Genomic DNA, 17173 nt, shown 5'->3' with positions numbered 1-17173 from the left:
TCTCATTTGACCAATGAGCTCATTCGTTTGTTGCCCAAGTGACTAAGTATCCATAATCGAAGTTCCTCCATTCCATATGTCACGGACTCATTAGGGTCATCAAAGATGGCTTGTAGTTTTAGGTCAAATGCCTTCAGTTTTTTGGTGAATTCTTCTGAATCAGCACTAAGCGGCATATCTTTTAAATAATTTACCATTAATCTTTCGAAGCTGTGGAGTCTTTTTTTGGACAGAAGGTATCGATAGGCTGATCGTGTCAGGTTTTCTACCAAGTCGTGATGTCCCATTTCGAAATGAATGATAGGGAGAAGAATTCTGGTCACCACATGAATTCCCTGCTTGATCTCGCTCTTGTCGTCCAACACCTTTTCAGCCCAAACTGCAGCTTCTTTGAATCGATGCATGATGAAATACATGATCATTATGTTGAATTGAAAGGAAAGTAATCGGGCCTTGTTGATCTTGCTTTCATACTTCACCAAACCTTCCTCAATATCAGGTACCAAATCCTCTGCCTTTTCAAAATCTCCATTGTTTATATAATGCAAATGTTCTGAAAAATAGACGTTTTGAAAAACTTCACCTTCTTCATTGAAAGAAGCCGTTGGTAGGCTTTTAAGCTCAGCAATACCTTTTAGAAAAACATCAAGCTTTCCAGCTGAGTGAGCTCTTCCGATCAAGTTGGCCAAACAGATTTTATAATTGATAGCTAACTCTTCTTTAAATCTAGGATGATCCTGAAAAAGTTGATATTCAGCGTTTAAATGCTCGTAGTTCCTTTCTGTTTCGTTGAATACGAAATAATAGTTCGAGTAAGCAATCTGAAAAGCTCTGTTTAAACGAAAGGATGTACCTAGCCTGCCTCTTAATAATTCAACTTCGGCAACCAAGGTCTTCATCCGATGAATGACCATTGGGTCTTTTATATCGGCTCCTGATCGATAGTTCGAGAAAATCTCTTTGTTCTTGCCCCATAGATCAATATATGTGGATTGCGTAATGGATAGTTGCTTTAACTCCGTCAGCAATCCAATCACTGGCTCAGTCAAGATTTTCTGCTCAAACTCTTCCACGAAGTTGGTTTGGCGTTCCAATATTTCTTGTAAAAAATGGAATCTCTCAAAATCAGTGGCCAGCTCCTTTGCTTTTGCTAGTGCCTTTTCTCGCAGATCGTTCAATCCCTTATCACGGTAGAACATTTCATCTTGCAGCAATTCGTTTATTCGATTGTCTACCGTTCTGTTAGAATTGAACGCCCGCATCTGCTTCATGATCTGCTCGCGCAGATGCTTCTTTTCTGCTGATAGGTATTTGACGAATGGTTTCTTTCCGTGCTTCTTCTTCAGAAGTTCTTCATCGTATTCTTCTTTCTGTTCATCCATGGCTTCAAACAACTGCATGTAGTTGCTTTTGGCATCACCACCCTTTGATGCATTTACCTTGAAGTATCGTTTCTCGGAAGGAGAAAGGGATTGGATCAACAGAAAAAGCTCGTCTTGGGCCGCCATTATCAAAGAATTTACCTGCAAAATACGGCTTTCGTTGGGCTTCTCAATTCCTAACGTTCACTAGTTGTTTTTAGCTATTCCAAAGTGATTAATCAATTGATAATCAGTCGTTTGATTCAATGACTGAAAAAGGCTATTTCGACAAACAACAGGCTCAGAATTCCTAAAACCTGAAAAAAGTTGGTTAGGAGCAGGGCTTGCCGCCCCGGTATGTTTGACCTCGAATTCAAAACACAGGTACCACAAGTCAAACAACTGAAACACTCAAAAACTCTTAATCATGAAAACCTTAAAAGAAAATGAAAAATGGAGTGTAAGCCTTAAGGCCACTCAAACAACAGTAGAGGAATCTCCACGACCAAAGATCGGTGATGACGATGGCATCTCTGACCGAACCATGAATGCGATCATCGTGCTGTTCATGCTGATAACGCTAAGTGTATCGATAGTAGCATCGGCACAACCTGATCCATTAAAGTATCGGATCATGCTAAGACAAGCGATGCTGGATATGGATAGACTGGATTTCGACAAGGCAGCGGCCAAGTTACTTGAAGTGCGAGCAAACTCGGAAGAAAATGCCAACGTGAACCACATGCTTGGAATGTGCTATCTCTATGGGCAGGATGCATCGGAAAAGGCGGTTTTCTACCTGAACAAAGCAGCCAAGCACGCAGCCGTTGATTTCGAAAGCTGGGATCTGGATGAGAAACGCGCTCCGATCGAATCAGTGTATCATTTGGCCAAGGCTTATGAAAACCTTCAGGATTTCGCCAAAGCAGCTCGATACTACGAACAATACCTCGCAACCATCAACAATGGAGCTGACAACGGTAGCAGAACTTACGCCATGATCCATCGGAATATGGAAAAGTGCAAAGCTGCCACAATAGAGAATTCAGCAGAAGTTTTACCAGAGAATGTAGTACTGAACCAATAATCAAGTTTTAACAAACAATAAAAACAAACACCATGAAAACGATAATGAAAATCTCTGTAGCTGTAATCATCAGCATCACCAGTTCGTACTCAGCTATTGCGCAAATGAGCCAATACAAATTCGAACAAGTATTCAACCAGGCATTTGCGGCCATTTTGAATGGAAACTATGCCGAAGCCACTCCGTTGCTAACACAACTGAATGAATCAGACCGCACACATGGGCAAGTTCAATATCTGCTTGCCATGAGTAGGATCAAAGAGGGAAACTTCGGGGGAAAAACGGTTCGTCTGCTTGAGGAAGCTTCTAAGAAGTACAATTTCTACCACGCTTATGGAGATGTGAATGACGAGACTTCTCCGGCCAATGTCTGGTACTTGCTGGCAGAATCTTACGCTCACACTGGAGCTGCTAAAAAGTCGATCGATGCATACAGGAACTACATGAGCTGTATTCCATTGGCATCCATCCAGCACAAACGCTCCGTCATCGAGAAGATAAGTGCACAACAGGTTCAATTGGCACGGAGCAGCGAAGTGGGTTCAAGTTCAATGATGGCAAGTAGAAAGCCATGAGAGACCCTCGAACAAAAAGGCCTTCTCCAGAAGATATTCTGGACATGCGCCACAAAGAATGGATTCGTTCATTACGCATCAGCAGAGAAACAGGTTCTACAGTGATCATCAAGTTACCTGCAACCAACTACGGTAAAACGGCCTCTGTGCTCTCTGAACGTGAAATTGAAATCCTACAATTGATTTCGTTCGGGTGCTCATCGAGGGAAATTGCAGAGAAACTTTTTCTAAGCAACCATACAGTTACCAACCACCGAAAGAATATGCTGAACCGTTCCCGATGTGGAAATTTCGCAGAACTGGTTCGCGTAGCTATCAACGAGAACCTGCTTTAACAAGCAGGTTCTTTTTCATATCGCTTTACCCATAAGGTGAACATGAAAAAGATGAAAATGACGGCAACTACATTAAAGACATCGTGGTGGTCCACAAAGTTTCCGTTTTTCAATAGGATGAGAGAAATGCACAACCCGACAATTCGCGCAATATTTATAATCTGTATGCCAATCAATCCAAGCGGAATGAACCAGAAGCGATCAAGCCATTTTCCAGGAAAAGAAACGATAAGTGCAGCGAGGGAAAACATCATATCTGTTCCAAGGCAGAAATTTCTGATATGAATATTGTAGGTAAGATCATGCAGGTCGATATTCCTGAGGTTGATTACATCAGCACCATACCCTAACAATCGAAGGATCCAAACACTTGGTTCTATAAGATAGAGAAGCGTGTAGTGGATGTAATAACCGTAGAGCGTACTTATTACTGGTAGTTGCCAAACATTGGGGCTGAACCACAGGAAATAAAAAGCACACAAGGCAGAAAGCTTGCCCAAAAACAGTAGTACCTCTTTATTGTTCTTCAGAAATTCCATAGCTGCCCAAAGGTAAATTTGTTAATCGAAGAAAAGATCTGAAGTAAGCTTGTCGGAAAACAGTTTGCCGATTTCAGAAAGTCTAATTGTGGATTCATCCACAATATAATTTTCAGGTTCTTGCCTCGCGACCTCAGAAACAAGGATTTTCCAACTGTCAGATCGAATCTGTTCCATCTTGGCCTTTTCAACGCCCCATTTGGTCCGAAGTCCGATCATGATCTGTTCATTCAATCGATCGATCTCAGACAATTCTTCGGTTTTGAAGAAGGTCTTTTCAGTAGAAATTGAATTCAGATAAGCTGCATTACTGCGTACATTCCATTGCCTTGAGGTACCGTTGAATGAGTGAGCAGACGGACCTAAACCTAAATATGGAACGCCTCTCCAATACGATGAATTATGGCGTGAAATGAAACCTTCCTTGGCAAAATTGCTGATCTCGTAATGCTCAAATCCGTTGCTTGGAAAAAACTCCATATTCATTCTGAAGAATTCAGCTGCAACTTCATCGTCTGGTGCTTCTTGCGTTCCTTTCTTCACGCGATTTCCGAGTACAGTCTTAGCTTCAATAGTAAGCCCATAACTTGAAATATGCTGAACATTCAAACTCAAAGCTGTTGCCAGATTGAAGTTCCAGTCTTTGACCGATTGGCTTGGGAGACCAAAAATCAGATCAATGCTGATGTTGTCGAATCCAATTTGTTGGGCCACCTTAATGCATTCAATTGCCTGTTCGGCTGTGTGCATTCGATTCATCCATTTCAGCTCTGCATCGATAAATGATTGTGTTCCCAAGCTCAATCGGTTGATTCCAATAGATTTCAGATCTTTCAATTTTTCGAGAGAAAGATCTTCGGGATTGGCTTCCAAGGTCAATTCAAGATCGTTTTCAACTGAATGAAACGTACCGATTGTTTGGATGATGCGTTCAATCTGCTTGGTTGGAAGTAGGGAAGGAGTGCCACCACCAAAATAGATGGTCGAAATGGTCTCACCGTAGAGGTAATTCTTTTGAATCTCTATTTCCTTCACAATTGCAGCCACCAGCTGATCTGCATTGGAAAGGTTAGTTGTGAAGTGGAAATCGCAGTAATGGCAAGCCCTCCTGCAAAAGGGAATGTGAATATAAATGCCCGCCATCAGGCTTTATTCAGGGTGATTCTAAAGGTTGTTCCTTTGCCCAATTCGGATTTACTGACCACAATTTTACCGCTGTGATATTGCTCTACAATTCGTTTGGTAAGCGAAAGTCCGAGACCCCAGCCGCGTTTCTTACTTGTATATCCCGGCTGAAAGACGGTTTCAAATTTCGAACGTGCAATTCCTTTTCCTGTGTCCGAAACATCGATGATCACTTTTGAGCCTGAAACGCTGGCAACAAGATCAATTGCTCCAGCACCTTCCATGGCATCAATGGCATTTCGGCAAAGGTTTTCAATTACCCAAGCAAACAGCGGAATATTCATCGGCACTTCAACGTTCTTCACATCGTCAATATTCAAGGTGAAATGCACTTTTTTGGAACTCCGCGTTTGCATGTAATCCATGCTTTCTGTCAGCACATCGGCAATATTTGCGGGAACAAGGTCAGGTACCGAACCGATCTTTGAGAAGCGTTCTGTGATCGTTTCCAATCTCGACACGTCCTTTTTCATATCATCCAACGTGGCTGAATCAACATTTTTCAAACGCAGATATTCAATCCATGCAATGAGTGATGAAAGCGGAGTTCCGAGTTGGTGTGCCGTCTCTTTGGCCATTCCAACCCAAACTTGATCTTGCTCTGCTTTGCGCGCAAAACTGAAGGCGAAGTAGGCTACGAGAATGAAGATGGAGATGATTCCTAAACTGACGTACGGGTAATATTTGAGTTGATAATAAAGGTCGGAATTATCGTAATGAATCAAATTCTTAGTGCCTCCATAAAGCTCAATTTCTATTGCTTCGTTGAGGTTTAAGATCCTTTCTAATTGCTGCTTTTGATATATTGGGTCTTGACTTCGATCTTCATCAAAATTCCTGATGGAAATGATGTTGTTATCGCCATCGGTTAAGATTAAAGGAATGGTTGTGTTTGATTTCACCACCTCAAACACAAAGCTCAGATCTGTGTTCTGATCTGTAGAAGTAGCTAGAAACTTGGTGCCTTTTGCCCATAGTTCAACCTTTAGCCGCTCTTGGTTGGCAAGTCGGTCTGCAAGCTGATTGGTATAAAGCAGCGAGCCTGCACCAATGCATAGCGCTAGCACGATCAGTAGTTGTTTCCAGCGTTGTTTTTGAGAATAGATATTCACGTTCGTAAACGGATTTTCAATACGTGTAAATGTAGTTTTTAAGGGTCGAATTCAATCTCAAATTTGCCTTCTGTTTCAGTTTCTTCCTTTTCGGTAGAGAAGAAGCCCTTCTTCTTTTTAGGCTTGTCTGTTTGTTCGGTTTTTTCTTTTTCAGGAGCACCCTTCGTTGCGGGTTGCGTTGGTTCTTCTTCCAATTGAAATTGCACGGCTTCGGGTTCGCTCTTGGTTGAAGACGCGCCACCGAACTCTTCCTTGAATAATTGCTTCAATGTTTGACCTTCCTGCTTGAAATCTTCTTTCAGTTTCTGGCGCACTTCCTTCTTATCGAACCCAACTTTAATATCGCCAGGTTTGCCTCTAACCCAAAGGAACAAGCGTGTTTTTCCACGTTCATCCACAATTTCATGTCCATCAAACATTTCCTTTTTCTTGGCTTTTCTGCGCAGCAGATCGTTCAATAGCAGGTTAACGTGATAATCCATTTCTTGATCAAATCCGTGCTCGCCAAATACCTGAACGTTCAGAATACTGCTCGAAACAGACATTTTTGGGATATAAAGTTTCCCATCGTGAATGCTCAACTGATTACGTAGGGTATCGAATTTAACGTCATTCAATTCGTCTACGCTTATGAATTTGGAAAGCGCTAAAAGCGGCTCAAATTTTATGAGTTCACCACCGCTGATCTCCATGTCCGTTTCAACCTTAAGCTTGTCTTTCAGAATTTGGAAATCCTTGTCCATGAAAATCTGTGCTTCCAATTTGGCAGACGCACGTCCTTTCAGATTTTTGGAAGTGATTCCTTTTTGACCAAAATCATCCCATTCTGCAAGTGTTCTGGTCATGTCAATATTCCGAAGTTCGGAGGCAATTCCGAGAACGTATCCATTGGATGTAGGGCTATATGTGAGGTCTGTTAATATGTTACCATCCAATGCTTTAAAATGTAATTCATTCACCAGAAGGAGCTCATTTTCCATGGCTAGATTTCCTGAAATGGAAGTAGCACTGAAGTTGTTGTAAACAATTCGGTCTATGGCTGTTTTAACCTTGAACGAAACAGGTCGCGAATTGGCTTTTTCAGCATCAGAATCAGATTCGAAATGCCATTCCTTTGGAAGTTGTTGGATATCTAATTCTACGATATGAATTTCTCCAGTCAGCGCAATTTTCGAATTCGGATCGGTCAAAATGTCCGTCAGTTGGGCAATATCAACGTTCCCATCAAATTCAAGATGCCCGATCTTGCCCGAGCAATCTTGGATGGAGGTCTTGCCTGATTGCATTTGGATCTTCGCATTCAGGTTTTGAATGGTCGGAATGTTCGCATTGAAGCGCATTTCGGTGTTGGAAAGATTCAAACTGCCAGACCAACGCATCTGTTTCAATTCATTCACTGTTGTGTTAAAATCGGGGCCTAATGGTCCTTCAAAATCAATGGACCACGAAACATCTCCAGTACCGGCCATTTCTTCATTCACGTGAGCCACGGTCAGAATCTCTTCCAATCTGGAAGTTCCGGTGCTACTAAGGCGCAAATAAGGATTGGAAAGATCAGTTAGCTTTCCTTTTCCATTCACTTTTCCCTGAGGCGTTCTAAGGTCGAAGGAATCGAACGTGATTTCCATTGCCTTGGAGCTTTTAATGTCTTTCATAAACAGCTTGCCTTCGAAATTGAGTTCCGAAACATTCGTTTCCTGAAAAACCAATCCACCATCACGCATTCTGATGGTTGCATCCAATTGCGGGCCTCTGGTTTTTGTAAACGGACCATTCAGTGAGAAGATAAGATCTGCTCTACCTTCTAGTTTCAGTTTTTGGATGTTTTCGGGCATTTGTGGCCAAATATGTGGCAACAAGGCAAAAGGTTCGATGTTGCCCGCATGGACTTCCATTTCCATGTTGGTGCCTTCGGCAATTCTTGTCCATTCAGCGTCAAGCACCATTTCGTTTCCAGCTAAAATGGCATTTCCCATTTCGATGGTGTAGATGCTTTCCTTAGAATTGATATTGAGCACACCTGCCAAGCTAAGAGAAAGGTCTATAATCCGATCTCCTCCAGTGGTGCTAAGACGTTCCATGAAGCCTTTGATACTCAACCCCAAACGTGTGTTTTCGTCTGTAAAACGCCCTTTTAGCTTAGATTTTTCGGAGAGGAATTGAATGTTCAGGTCAACCATGCGGTCGTCATAATCCAAATGAATATTCTCAAGCGTCAGAATTTCTATGCTGAAGTCGGTCTTGCTTGGCGCGCCATCATCTTCCTTCTCCTTCCACACGCGGAAATTCCACTTGTCGTGGTCATTTCTCCGTAACCGAAGAAATCCATCTGTCACTCTGATTCCTTCAATGGTAAACTGGTTCTGGATTATCTTGATGATGTCGAACTGAACAAAGGCTTTGTCAACTTTTAGGAGCGTATCCGTTTTGAACGCGTCTTCAATTTGGATGTCAGATATCTCTACAGCAATAAGCGGGAAATCCTTCCACAAGGACAAGACTACTTCTTCGTTGAATGATATATCAGTTACAATGGACGAGCGAAGGGCGTCAAGTGCGTAGGCTTTGATCTCGTCCGCGTAGCGCCATGTAATGAATCCAATGGTTGCTGCGGAAATCAGCAACAGCAGAAGGAGAATAGATACAATCCGTTTTATCCAGACCATGTAATGTAGACAAATGTATAAGCTACGCGTGCCCTAACGGCAACGGGGAGAAAGAAGTATTCAAGTGAGGCTGTTAACAACGCTGTCCGATATAAAATGATGATTTTGTCACCAAATAGGTCGTATTTATTAACAAATTATAACAGATCGTTGAGTTTTTACTACGTTTGTGCCCTCATAAACCAAACTCATTTAATAATGAAGAAATCTACATTTTTCAGCAACGCACTAGTTGCTATTTTCTGTGCATCTTTTGTTGCATGTTCATCACCAGCTCAAGAAGAGGCTCCTGTAGAGGAGACTGTTGTTGAAGAAACAGTTGTTGAGGAAACAGTTGTTGAAGAAGCTCCTGCTGACACTGTTGCAGTTGAAGAAGTTACTGAAGAAGCTGCTCACTAAGAAGCATCAACTTTAAAACAAAAGGCCGAGCATTCGCTCGGCCTTTTTTATTGGTAAAGATTTCCAATTGAATTAGTTGGCAGGAAGAACCTTTGTTCTTACTTCGCCAAAGCCAACACGTTTACCGTCTTTTTCGCAGAATGCCTTCATAATTACCGAATCGCCATCCTGAATGAACTTTCGTTCCGTTCCATCGGGCATGGCCACAGGTTTTGAGCCTCGCCAAGTGATCTCGAGCATGGAGCCGTAACTATCAGGCGTTGGGCCAGAGATTGTTCCTGAAGCACACATATCGCCCACGTTCATGTTGCAACCATTGACGGTATGATGCGCCAATTGCTGCGCCATGCTCCAATACATGTATTTGAAATTGGAATGGCTCACGGTTTTTGAAACGCCTTCTGGTGTTTCGATGATGGCTTCCAGATTGATGTTGAAATTGTGGTCTTTTTTCATTTCCAGATATGGAAGAACATTCGGTTCCTGTTTTGGACTGGCCGAGCGGAATGGTTCCAAAGCTTCCATCGTCACAATCCAAGGAGAAATGGACGACCCGAAATTCTTTGCCAAGAATGGTCCCAATGGAACGTATTCCCACTTTTGAATATCGCGCGCGCTCCAATCGTTAAAAACCACCATGCCGAAAATGTGGTCTTCGGCTTCTTCCACAGGAACTGTTGTTCCAATAGCATTCCCTTTTCCAACGATAAACGCCATCTCCAGTTCAAAATCGAGTAGGCGGGTAGGTCCGAAAGTTGGTAGTTCAGCATCATCGGCCTTTGTCTGTCCTTTTGGACGATGAATGGGCGTGCCGCTGATAACAATTGATGAAGCTCTGCCGTGGTAACCCACCGGAATATGCAACCAGTTTGGTAATAAGGCATTTGCAGGGTCACGAAACATTGTTCCAACATTCGTGGCGTGCTCTCTGCTGCTGTAGAAATCGGTGTAATCGCCTACACGCACTGGCATGTGCATCTTTACATCCTGAATATTCAGAATGGCATCTACGCAAAGCGCAGCATTGTCGCGCAATTCGCCATTATCTGCTGCAAACAGTTCCTGAATGCGCTTTCTTGTGGCGTTAGTAGTTGGTTTTCCAAGTTCGATGAAATCGTTTAGAACTTGCTGTTCAAATACGTCTTCAGGAAGATTCAAACCAGCAAAAAGCCCAGCCTTGAGCAATACATCTAGGTCAATTACCGAGTCGCCTATTCGTGTGGCTGCTTTCGGTTTTCCACCGTTACCATAAACTCCGAAAGGAATGTTGTCTAAACTAAAATCACTGTCTTCGGTTATCTCAATCCAACTCTTCATCTTGCTTGTCTTCAATTTGAAGGCAAAAGTAACCAGTTGAAACAGATGGCAAATCTTAACTTCGTTCGCGCAAGATGAGGACACTTCGAAACATAGGAATTGGACTGCTGATCGTGCTTATTGTGGCATGGCTTGGGCTTCAGTTGTTCTATTATTCCTTGGCTTTGGATCCGCCATCGGTACCGGAACTTGCCATAGGTGAAAGCCAAGTGACGACCGAAAATGGCGTTCGCAGCTTGAATGGCAGTTGGTATTGGCAGAATGAGAATGGACTTTGGGAAGCCTATGTGGAAGGAAGCGCTTATGAGCGAGGACTTACCTTAGGAATCCTAGCCAAGGCACAGGTCGTATCTCAAGAGGAAAGCTTCGTGGCGCAGATACGGAAGCTTATTCCATCCGAATGGTTTTTGAAAACCTTGAAATATGGCGTGGTTTTCTTCAATCGGAACTTGCCCGAGCATGTTTCTGAAGAATTGCAGCAGGAGATCTATGGCGTTTCGAAATCATTTGCCGATGAGTTTGATTTCATTGGCGACAAATACAGCCGTATTCTCAATTACCACGCAGCACATGATATCGGTCATGCCTTGCAGGATCTGAGTATTGTGGGCTGCAGTAGTTTTGCAGTTTGGGACGAGTTCAGTGCCGATTCAGCGCTTATTGTAGGGCGCAATTTCGATTTCTACATGGGAGATGATTTTGCGAAGGACAAGATCATTCTCTTTGTAAAACCTGATAGTGGTTATGCTTTCGCCAGCATCACTTGGGCCGGTTTCATGGGGGTGGTTTCTGGGATGAATGAGCACGGATTGACTGTGACGCTGAATGCTGCCAAAAGTGAGATCCCGAATGGTGCAAAAACGCCTATTTCGCTCTTAGCGAGGGAAATTCTTCAATATGCTCGAACGATTGATGAAGCTTATGCTATCGCCAAATCGAGGGAAACCTTTGTTTCGGAATCATTGCTTATTGCTTCAGCCGATGATCATGCGGCCGCCATCATCGAGAAATCGCCAGACCGCATTGATATATACAGACCGAATGACAGTCGATTGACTTGCACCAATCATTACCAGAGTGAGACTTTTAAGAATGATTCCGTCAATATCCAGAATATGCGCAATTCGGATTCGGAGTATCGTTTCAAGCGTTTGAATCAACTATTGGAAGCCAATTTCCCCATCGATCCAAGGGAATCTGTAGATATTCTCCGAAACCAGAAAGGGTTGAACGATGCAGAATTGGGAATGGGAAACCCAAAGGCAATCAATCAATTGTTGGCACATCATGGTATTGTGTTTCAACCAGAGAAGCGTGTGCTGTGGATCAGCACAAATCCATTTCAATTGGGGGAGTTTGTTTGCTACGACCTCAAGAAAATCTTTCGGTCAGACGTCAGGCGACAGACGACAGACAACAGACCTCAATCTGACATCTCATATCTGATATCTGATATCTCTAGCGATTCCCTCACCATTCCTGCCGACAATTTCCTTGCTTCCGAAGATTATACGCACTTCCTGCGCTACAAGGAATTGAAAAATAGGCTATTCGACAACATTGCTTTAGGAAAAGATATTGAGTGGAACGAGGCCTTGGAAGCGGAGTTCATTGCGAGCAATCCGGAGAGTTATGTGACGTATTTAATGCTCGGAGATCTTTACCTTGAACAAGATAAATTTCAAGAGGCCAGCAAGTACTATTTACTCAGTTTGAGTAAGGAGGTTGCCTCTGAACAAGAACGGAAGAAAATACAACAGAACTTAACAGCATGCCACTAGCACAGTTGGAAACTAGCCCCTTAGCGCGCCAGAATTATTGGTTGAAGGCCTTGAATGAACACATCGCTTACCTTAAAAAGAACAGTTGGTATTATAAAGACCAACTGGTTTGGGCAGGGCCAGAAGCAACCGTGCTCGAAGAGCTTTCTGATATTCAGAATTTCCCGTTTACGGAGAAGGATGATATTGCCAGTCGCAACGAGGATTTTCTTTGTGTGCCAATGGGAGATATCCGCGATATCGTAACCACGTCAGGTACGTTAGGCGGTTCGGTGGCGGTTTATCTGACGCAAAAAGATCTTCACAGATTGGGTGTAAATGAAGCGGGTTCTTACAAATTGGCAGGCTGCACCAGTGACGACACCTTTCAATTGCTCACCACCATTGATAAACGTTTTATGGCAGGATTGGCGTATTTCCTTGGAGCCAACGAGCTTGGAGCACGGATGGTGCGTTCGGGCCCAGGAGCGTTGCAATTGCAATGGGAGAGTATCATGCGATTCAATCCTACCGTGTTGGTTGCTGTGCCGAGTTTCATTCCACGTCTCATTAGCTATGCATTGGCTAATGGCATCGACCCAAACAAGACCAGCGTGAAGAAGATCGTGTGTATTGGCGAAGCCGTGCGCGATGAGAACCTGCAACCTAATTACCTCGCACTGCGCATTACAGAACAATGGAATGTGCAACTGTTTTCGACCTATGCTAGCACCGAAATGGCCACGGCCTTTACCGAATGCAAAGCAGGAAATGGCGCGCACATCCAACCCGAATTGATGTTTGCTGAAGTGCTGGACGAAGATGGCATTCAGGTGAAAAATGGAGAGCGGGGAGAAGTGGTGGTAACGCCTTTGGGTGTAGAAGGCACGCCTTTACTGCGATTCCGAACGGGCGATATCTGCCATTATTACGATGAACCATGTAGCTGCGGACGCAATACGCCCCGATTAGGTCCGGTGGTTGGGCGTAAACAACAGATGGTGAAGCTCAAAGGCACATCGCTATACCCCAATGCCATTATTGATGAGCTGAACGCTATTGCTGAAGTAGCCAATTTTGTGGTAGAACTGCACAGCGATGAACTTGGTTTGGACGAAGTGGTGATTAAAGCTTTGCTGAAAGGCGAGAATGCAGAAGCAAAGGTGCTTGAAAAGCTGAGCGGCAAACTTCGTGTAAAACCACGGCTCATCCTAGCCAGCAACGAAGAAATCAACGTGTTGAAGTTTGATGAGAACGAACGCAAACCGAAGATTCTTATAGATAGGAGGTAGGTGACCTCTGTTAACTCTTTGAACGTGCCGATTATAAGTGTCTTAGTGTTTGATTTTTGTGCCTTTGAGTCTTCTGATATCTAATATCTCATAGCTCATAGTTGTGTGTAATTGTTAAGCCGTCTGAAAACGCGGCACTAAATTGAAAGCAAAGTGGTTTCTAAAATGAAACAAACCGACATGAACGAGTTTGTGACAATTGTCAGCTTTACATACCCCAGCGAACTTGCAATTGCAAAACTGAAACTTGAAGCAGAAGGAATTGAGTGTAGAGTTCTTGACGAATTAACGGTTCAATCATACAATTTTGTTTCCAACGCGGTCGGTGGTGTGAAGCTTCAGGTTAGGAAATCTGATTTTGAAAAGGCGGGGGCAATCCTTAGAGCAGGTGGTTTTTCAGATGAAGAAACTTCGACAATAATAGACAAGAATGATGTTGCTCGCAGACAAAAGACTGCTCAAATTTTCAAATGGGCAAGCCTCTCTGTTTTGGTTGTTGCCGCAGTATTGATTACCTCAGGAATTATCTTCAAACAGCTAAACAAGCCGACAATTACACAACGTATGACAGGCAGCCCGTGGTGTTTGGACTACATCGTTTACGGTGAAGATGTTTACTACCCTACTTCGAAAGAAGGGGGCGTCATTTTTACTGGTGTTTGCCGTGACGAGATAACGTTTAGCCCAAATGGTCAAACAACAATTCCAGGTTTCGGACATGGTTTTCTCAATGCCAATTGGGAACTCTTTGGCGACTCTGTGATTATAAGTCAACTCGACAGCTTCGAACACGTTTATAACGGACGGTATAAGATCGAATTTGAACGCAGAATGATGTATCTGACTTCTTACAGTACTATTTTGGTTTGCTATAAGGAAATGCACTAAAACCTATGTATGACGACTTGTCCCTACTGTAATTCAACTAATGTTTCAAAACCGAAGTTTTCATGTGCGGCAATTGGAATTGGACTTTTACTAATCGGACTGCCTCTACCGTTTTTAAGCAAGACAATTCGGTGCTTCGACTGTTACAAAGATTTTAAAGCAAAAAAGAAAACAACTACACACAACACCAACTATAAAAATAGGGCGTGAAATGTTTGCCGCAAGTTCATCACGGTTTGCAGTTTTCGGTTTCGGGCGAAAGGACGCAGGTATTAAAGCTCTATTTTCATAGTTGTAAAACGCTATGTTTAGCAATCCATGCAGCTGCCAACCATCAACTACTTCAGCTTCCTAAAATTACAGATGCGTGTATCCTGCGGTGAGGGTGTAATTGATCTGTGTAGCTGTGTCTCGCTGTGAGTAGATAAGTGTCAGTTGGCTTTCAGAAATAGCAGAAAGTTCATAAACAGCCGTGTCATCGTTCAGGTAAACAGTGATCACGTCTTCCGAAGTAGAAAGAAGCCAATTGCCTTGTTTGGTCTGTGGATCACTTGGGAACTCCTTAAGCGGACCTTCATCTGAGGTAACGATTCCATTGGTATTGAAAGTCAGAATGTTATCCTTGTCATAATCGTAGAGTTGATTGTAATAATCGGTGATGACCACTCCGTTTATGGTAATGGACGGATTGATTGTCAGGGTTTTCATATTCCAACTGCCATCCGTAAGAAGTTCGGTGGTGGTGGGGTCTCTTTTACAAGAAGCAAAGAGGGTTATGATGACCAGACCGAGAATGGAAATGTGCGTTTTCATGGGATTGATTGTAGTACAAAGATATTTTTTCGTGCATTTACAACAGGCAGCTTGAAATATTCCGCTTTGTGAACGATGGCGCTCATTTCATAGTTCGCTGTTATCTTTAGCAATCCATGCATATGCCAACCATCAACTACTTCAGCTTCCTATTGTTTGTGGTTTTGGTTTCGGCCAGCGCCTGCAAAACGGTAAGCGATGGTAGCTCTGAATTGTACCTGGTTGCCGATGTGGATTCGGCATTATCTACCACGCTTGTGCCAAGCCAAACGGCCGATTATTACATAGAGCAGGGGGTCAAGTACTTCCTCACCATGGAATCGTCTGTGCCCATTAAGGTAAAACCCTACTATTCCGACCTCGTTATCCGCTGGGAATGGCACCCGTGGTTGCTGCTTACAGGATACCGAAGAAGGAACCTCATCGATACAGATATCCTGCTCAAGTTGTACCCAACCAAGTACGATACCATCGATTGTCGGTTTTTTGAACAGCAGCCCTTCTGTCGCTGCCACGTGGTATTCAATTACAGCGGCAAGCGCGTTCCCATTTACGAAGAGTTCACTTTCAACAATGAAGGAGAGATCACCTTCATCGAGGCATGGTCCGATTTTCCGAGCCTGCTGCCAATGGATAAGACAGATTACTGGGCCGAGGCAGAAGATGTCAATCGCCTTTCTACCCGCGTTCCGGGCTTGGGCAACAACGAAGGCCGCATAGACCCTAAGGCCACATGGATGCTAAACGCTGCCAAAACCGATACCGTATTGGCCGACATGCTACACCGTCTTCATCGTCCCTTCAATACCTACATGAAGGAACTTCGCCTACAAGGCAAAGCCATGAAACAGGCACACGAACCCCCAGAGGGAGACGTGTATCCGTATTATCCTTAGATCGGGGCTACAAGCGCGTCATGCTGAACTCGTTTCAGCATCTATTACGGTTTAACTGGTAAGACAGACCCTGAAACAAGTTGAGGGTGACGGTGTATGTAGGTTTGGTGCGAACACCAAAAGGTCCGGTCATGCTGAACTCGTTGCAGCATCTGAGTTGGCTTGTTGCCCATGATCACAACAATTCCTCTTCAAGCCGTGTTCAGACACGGTGAGCAGCGCGGCTTAAGCACCGTAGCTTTGACCAAAGCAATTGCAAGCAGCTGAGAACAAACAGAAAAACAACATAAAGTGGAATTAATAGAGAAATTGAAGTGGCGTTATGCTACCAAGGCCATGAACGGCCAAACGGTGCCAGAGGAAAAGATCGAGAACATTATTGAAGCCATTTCGCTAGCACCAACTTCCAGTGGATTGCAGCCTTTCGAGGTTTTGGTCATCACCAATCAGGAAGTAAAAGAGAAGATCAGACCAGTGGCTTGGGGCCAATCGGTGATAAGGGATTGTTCGCACCTGTTGGTCTTTGCCGCTTGGGATACCTACACGGCAGATCGCATCAACAAGCAGTTTGATCTGGTAAACACCATCAGAGAATTTGAGAATAAGGGTTGGGAGAACTACCGCCAACTGCTACTGGGCACGTACCCTCAAAAGGATGCGGAAGTCAACTTCAATCATGCGGCCAAGCAAGCTTATATCGCGTTTTCGATGGCCATAGCTGCTGCTGCATTTCAAGGTGTTGACAGCACGCCAATAGAAGGTTTTGACCCTGCGGCCGTAGATGAGATACTGGGTTTACGGGCAAAGGGATTGAGAAGCTGCGTGATGCTGCCCTTGGGCTATCGGAATGCCGAAAAAGATTGGCTCGTAAACCTGAAAAAGGTGCGAAAAAGCAGAGCGGACCTCATCACAGAGATCAAGTAAAAGGAAGCTACGTTCTTCTGAGCG

The 17173-nt window shown here is 43.7% G+C and carries 16 protein-coding genes; 9 read left to right on the top strand and 7 right to left on the bottom strand.

Going from position 1 to position 17173, the window contains the following annotated elements:
- Positions 1-2 precede the first annotated feature (2 nt).
- On the bottom strand, positions 3-1508 hold the full coding sequence (locus K9J17_02750; protein ID MCF8275628.1) for a hypothetical protein: 1506 nt from the start codon (positions 1506-1508) through the stop codon (positions 3-5).
- A 280-nt stretch (positions 1509-1788) separates the two neighbouring features.
- Between K9J17_02750 and K9J17_02745 the strand changes: the two genes are divergently transcribed.
- The 3 genes from K9J17_02745 to K9J17_02735 are packed head-to-tail and all read left to right on the top strand — an operon-like array spanning position 1789 to position 3358.
- Positions 1789-2448, top strand: coding sequence for a tetratricopeptide repeat-containing protein (locus K9J17_02745; protein MCF8275627.1), 660 nt, complete (start codon positions 1789-1791; stop codon positions 2446-2448).
- Between the two features lie 32 nt (positions 2449-2480).
- Positions 2481-3023 carry a hypothetical protein gene (locus tag K9J17_02740; protein ID MCF8275626.1) on the top strand — a complete coding sequence of 181 codons (543 nt, stop codon included), beginning with the start codon at positions 2481-2483 and terminating at the stop codon, positions 3021-3023.
- Positions 3020-3358 (top strand): LuxR C-terminal-related transcriptional regulator, encoded by a 339-nt coding sequence (locus K9J17_02735; protein MCF8275625.1) that lies wholly within the window; start codon positions 3020-3022, stop codon positions 3356-3358. Before K9J17_02740 ends, K9J17_02735 begins: the two co-directional genes overlap by 4 nt.
- On the opposite strand, the gene K9J17_02730 is transcribed toward K9J17_02735, so the two are convergent.
- The 4 genes from K9J17_02730 to K9J17_02715 are packed head-to-tail and all read right to left on the bottom strand — an operon-like array spanning position 3355 to position 8860.
- Positions 3355-3897: an exosortase/archaeosortase family protein gene (locus K9J17_02730; protein ID MCF8275624.1), complete on the bottom strand. Its 543-nt coding sequence runs from the start codon at positions 3895-3897 to the stop codon at positions 3355-3357. The two genes, K9J17_02735 and K9J17_02730, sit on opposite strands and share 4 nt — an antisense overlap.
- Before the next feature lie 21 nt (positions 3898-3918).
- Positions 3919-5040, bottom strand: coding sequence for a radical SAM family heme chaperone HemW (gene hemW / locus K9J17_02725; GenBank protein MCF8275623.1), 1122 nt, complete (start codon positions 5038-5040; stop codon positions 3919-3921).
- Positions 5040-6194 (bottom strand): HAMP domain-containing histidine kinase, encoded by a 1155-nt coding sequence (locus tag K9J17_02720; protein MCF8275622.1) that lies wholly within the window; start codon positions 6192-6194, stop codon positions 5040-5042. Before K9J17_02720 ends, hemW begins: the two co-directional genes overlap by 1 nt.
- Positions 6195-6232: 38 nt before the next feature.
- The gene (locus K9J17_02715; GenBank protein MCF8275621.1) at positions 6233-8860 is read right to left on the bottom strand and encodes an AsmA-like C-terminal region-containing protein; all 2628 of its coding nucleotides are present in this window, start codon (positions 8858-8860) and stop codon (positions 6233-6235) included.
- A 198-nt stretch (positions 8861-9058) separates the two neighbouring features.
- Between K9J17_02715 and K9J17_02710 the strand changes: the two genes are divergently transcribed.
- Positions 9059-9259, top strand: coding sequence for a hypothetical protein (locus K9J17_02710; GenBank protein MCF8275620.1), 201 nt, complete (start codon positions 9059-9061; stop codon positions 9257-9259).
- Between the two features lie 72 nt (positions 9260-9331).
- Here K9J17_02710 and fahA read toward each other — a convergent pair whose 3' ends face one another.
- Entirely contained in the window at positions 9332-10576 is a 1245-nt protein-coding gene (gene fahA / locus K9J17_02705) for a fumarylacetoacetase (protein MCF8275619.1), read from the bottom strand.
- Positions 10577-10650: 74 nt separating this feature from the next.
- On the opposite strand from fahA, the gene K9J17_02700 reads away from it, so the two are divergent.
- The 3 genes from K9J17_02700 (at position 10651) to K9J17_02690 (ending at position 14516) form a co-directional block, all read left to right on the top strand.
- On the top strand, positions 10651-12357 hold the full coding sequence (locus tag K9J17_02700; protein ID MCF8275618.1) for a C45 family peptidase: 1707 nt from the start codon (positions 10651-10653) through the stop codon (positions 12355-12357).
- Positions 12348-13628, top strand: coding sequence for an AMP-binding protein (locus K9J17_02695; protein MCF8275617.1), 1281 nt, complete (start codon positions 12348-12350; stop codon positions 13626-13628). Before K9J17_02700 ends, K9J17_02695 begins: the two co-directional genes overlap by 10 nt.
- A gap of 165 nt (positions 13629-13793) precedes the next feature.
- Entirely contained in the window at positions 13794-14516 is a 723-nt protein-coding gene (locus tag K9J17_02690; protein ID MCF8275616.1) for a DUF2007 domain-containing protein, read from the top strand.
- A 357-nt stretch (positions 14517-14873) separates the two neighbouring features.
- On the opposite strand, the gene K9J17_02685 is transcribed toward K9J17_02690, so the two are convergent.
- Positions 14874-15329 (bottom strand): hypothetical protein, encoded by a 456-nt coding sequence (locus tag K9J17_02685; protein ID MCF8275615.1) that lies wholly within the window; start codon positions 15327-15329, stop codon positions 14874-14876.
- A gap of 122 nt (positions 15330-15451) precedes the next feature.
- Between K9J17_02685 and K9J17_02680 the strand changes: the two genes are divergently transcribed.
- Both K9J17_02680 and K9J17_02675 read left to right on the top strand, forming a co-directional pair.
- Positions 15452-16225 (top strand): hypothetical protein, encoded by a 774-nt coding sequence (locus K9J17_02680; protein MCF8275614.1) that lies wholly within the window; start codon positions 15452-15454, stop codon positions 16223-16225.
- 291 nt (positions 16226-16516) lie between these two features.
- Entirely contained in the window at positions 16517-17149 is a 633-nt protein-coding gene (locus K9J17_02675) for a nitroreductase family protein (protein ID MCF8275613.1), read from the top strand.
- Positions 17150-17173: the final 24 nt, after the last annotated feature.

Source organism: Flavobacteriales bacterium (assembly GCA_021739695.1).
Taxonomy (GTDB): Bacteria; Bacteroidota; Bacteroidia; order UBA10329; family UBA10329; genus UBA10329.
The sequence above is the reverse complement of the archived record's forward strand: the minus strand, read 5'-3'. Positions and strand labels throughout refer to the sequence as shown.

Bases quoted from the DNA above. Each gene is read 5' to 3' on its own strand.
- K9J17_02715 (MCF8275621.1), bottom strand. From the start codon at position 8,860: ATGGTCTGGATAAAACGGATTGTATCTATTCTCCTTCTGCTGTTGCTG.
- K9J17_02700 (MCF8275618.1), top strand. From the start codon at position 10,651: ATGAGGACACTTCGAAACATAGGAATTGGACTGCTGATCGTGCTTATT.
- K9J17_02690 (MCF8275616.1), top strand. From the start codon at position 13,794: ATGAAACAAACCGACATGAACGAGTTTGTGACAATTGTCAGCTTTACA.
- K9J17_02730 (MCF8275624.1), bottom strand. From the start codon at position 3,897: ATGGAATTTCTGAAGAACAATAAAGAGGTACTACTGTTTTTGGGCAAG.
- K9J17_02750 (MCF8275628.1), bottom strand. From the start codon at position 1,508: ATGGCGGCCCAAGACGAGCTTTTTCTGTTGATCCAATCCCTTTCTCCT.
- K9J17_02745 (MCF8275627.1), top strand. From the start codon at position 1,789: ATGAAAACCTTAAAAGAAAATGAAAAATGGAGTGTAAGCCTTAAGGCC.
- hemW (MCF8275623.1), bottom strand. From the start codon at position 5,040: ATGGCGGGCATTTATATTCACATTCCCTTTTGCAGGAGGGCTTGCCAT.
- K9J17_02740 (MCF8275626.1), top strand. From the start codon at position 2,481: ATGAAAACGATAATGAAAATCTCTGTAGCTGTAATCATCAGCATCACC.
- K9J17_02685 (MCF8275615.1), bottom strand. From the start codon at position 15,329: ATGAAAACGCACATTTCCATTCTCGGTCTGGTCATCATAACCCTCTTT.
- K9J17_02710 (MCF8275620.1), top strand. From the start codon at position 9,059: ATGAAGAAATCTACATTTTTCAGCAACGCACTAGTTGCTATTTTCTGT.
- K9J17_02680 (MCF8275614.1), top strand. From the start codon at position 15,452: ATGCCAACCATCAACTACTTCAGCTTCCTATTGTTTGTGGTTTTGGTT.
- K9J17_02735 (MCF8275625.1), top strand. From the start codon at position 3,020: ATGAGAGACCCTCGAACAAAAAGGCCTTCTCCAGAAGATATTCTGGAC.
- K9J17_02695 (MCF8275617.1), top strand. From the start codon at position 12,348: ATGCCACTAGCACAGTTGGAAACTAGCCCCTTAGCGCGCCAGAATTAT.
- fahA (MCF8275619.1), bottom strand. From the start codon at position 10,576: ATGAAGAGTTGGATTGAGATAACCGAAGACAGTGATTTTAGTTTAGAC.